Below are 2625 nucleotides of genomic sequence, written 5' to 3' on the forward strand. Positions count from 1 at the left end.
CCGTCCTTGCCGACCGGAACGCTCACATGGTTCGGCACGTTGCGCCCGGCCGCCACGTTCAGGTTCGAGGAGTCCGGCCGGACCGTCCCCGACGGGTACGCCGACACGAAGGTCCCAGACGACGCGTTCGTCGCGGTCACGTTGAGGACCACAGCCGACACCCCGCTCGCGGCCACCCCGCCACGGCCGGTGACCTGGAAGGTCACCGTGCCGCGGGGACCGACCTTGGCCTTCGGCGCGCCGATTCCTGCCACGGTGCTGAGGAGGCGAGCCGGCGGCACCGGCTTGAAGGTGGAGAGTTTGTCGTAGGTCAGGAACACCATGCCGCTCGTCCGGAGTTCAGCCCCGGTGCCATCGGCGGGCGGGGCGGTGAGCTCCCAGGTGTAGCGGCCCCCGCCGAGGGGCTTGCCCTGTTCGTCGTTGCCGTCCCAGGCCGTCTTGATCAGACCACGCGCCTCACCGCCGATGAGTGTGCGCACGACTGTCCCGGCCGGGTTCTTGATGGTCAGATTCCAGGATGCTGCGGGTTTGGACAGCCACCACCTGGGTGTCCAGGCCGCCTCGGGCGAGGTCTCGCGGTCGATGGTCCCGGGAAGGGAGGAGTCCAGGACGGACAGCGGGGCAGCGGAAACGCCCGTGGGGACGATGTGCACCCGTTCCTGGTCGTCCACGTATGAGACGTGGCCGCCGAAGCGGTCGACGCTCCAGTTGGCGCCTCCGCGCGACGGTTTGCCGATCTCCCGGGTTAGACCGTCGCCTCGCAGGGGAGTGACGGACAGGATGCCGTTGCTCTGGTGGGCTAGGTAGCCGTCGCCGAGTGATGCCGACTGATGTGCAGGGACGGCGATGTCACGCCCCGTGCTCAGTTCACGGACGCCTGCCTTCGCGTCGCACTTCCAGTACAGGAAACCGGCCCAGGCCTGGAACGTCTTCAGATCGCAGTCGGCTACTTTGAGCGTGTGTCGGAGCGCACCGGTGCGCACGTCGACCGCGGTCACGACGCCGTCGGCTGCCTGGCCCTCCCACAGGGTGGCGCCTTCGAGCGAGGTCAGCGGCCAGCGGTCATGGGGAAGGTGCAGGAGCACTTGGTTCGTGTCCAGGTCCCGCACGTCTGTCCAGCCACCGGCGAGCGGATACGCGACGTGACGCCCCGATGCCTGGGGCGGACCAGAAGGCCAGACCTCGATCTGTGAGGCGGGCAGGGTCCGCCCCTCCTCGAGCACGTTCAGGGTGCCGGCCCCCGGAGTCCCCAGAAGCACAGTGCGTCCGTCGCCTGTGGGAACGATCGACGAGCAGTCATAGCCCCCGCACCGGTCATTGCTGAGCTCCACGCGCGGACCGGCCGCAAGCGCGCCGCCGGTCGCCAGCTCGACGCGGCCGAGTCGGCCCTTGCGCCACGGAGCGATCTCGTACGTCTGCAGCACCCCCTGGGCCATGGCCGTCCGGGCGACCTGGGTGCGAGCAGCGGGGATCTCGGCCACCCGCGAAACAACCGGTGCCGCGCCGCTGTCACCGGCGACGATGGACTGCACCGTGACTTCGTTGCCAATGCTGGCCGGTACCGCAAGCACCCGCCCGTCGGCACCGACCGGGGTGTCACCGGTAATTCGGTCGAGCACGGGCAGATCCGGACCGCCACTGATCGGCCGCGCGACCAGACGATCCCCCTCTTCTGCGTAGAGCCGGGTCAGGGTGTAATCACCCAGGACGGCCACCGGCGTGCCGCCGGACCAGTAGACCTCGTGGAGCGGCGCGGAGAAGTCGCCCTTCATATCCCAGATCTGCAGGCGGTCCGCAGTCGGGAACCGGAACAGATACCTACCCGCGGCCAGCGCCGTAGGGCCGGTCGCCGTCGCACCGAAGTCCACCTGCTTCGGGGTGAAGGACTCGCCGACCCAGACGAGCTGGCGGACGCCCTCCAGGTAGTAGACGACGAAGAAGCCGTACGGCGTCTTCACGTCGCCGAGCCCGACGTTCGTGGCGCCGGCTGGCAGGCTCATCGTCTGGTCGGAAAGGTTGCCGCGCTCGTCGAGGGTCAACAAGTGCCAGTTCTGCGGAGACTGCGGCTCGTAGGTGACGATCGACTGACCCAGAACGGCCCTGAACTTCTGGCCCGATGGGATCCTGAAGCGGCGGCTAGTGCCGGAACCGGGATCGCGCAAGGTGACCTCGAGCGTATTCTCCTGGACGATCACATCTGAACCGGTGCCGTGGAACGTAGAGCCCAGTGACTCAAACGGGCTTCGCGACCCGTCATAGGAGATCCAGGTGTACCCGCCGTCCCAACCACCCTGCAGAAATCCGGTCAGCCCGGCGAGCGGCAACTTCCCTGCATTCGGGTCCACCGTGAACTGGGCCGGAAGGACCAGCTCCGTCGAAGCGTCGGCGCCCTCGGCCACCGCAGACGACCCCCATCCCAACGGAACCAACGAGATGAGTGCCGCCAAGGCGGCCGCGGCCGGCGCGCCACGCCAACGGCGACCAAGCATCATGGTGCCCAAGAATTCCCTCCCCGCCTGCGCAGGCTCCCCACCTGCCGCAAGTGGCCCGAGGCTACCAGTGCTTCGAACTCGTTCAAACAATGAACGCGAGGTGCGGACCTCGTCGGTGGCGACCACATCAGAT

At 68.1% G+C, this 2625-nt stretch carries 1 protein-coding gene; it reads right to left on the reverse strand.

Features of this window, described 5'->3' with window-relative positions; translation table 11 throughout:
- On the reverse strand, window positions 1–2492 hold a 2492-nt coding region (locus ACFVGS_RS37335), incomplete at its 3' end, for a FlgD immunoglobulin-like domain containing protein (RefSeq protein ID WP_385696932.1).
- Window positions 2493–2625: the final 133 nt, after the last annotated feature.

It is taken from the genome of Streptomyces sp. NPDC127114, assembly GCF_042677525.1.
GTDB lineage: Bacteria > Actinomycetota > Actinomycetes > Streptomycetales > Streptomycetaceae > Streptomyces.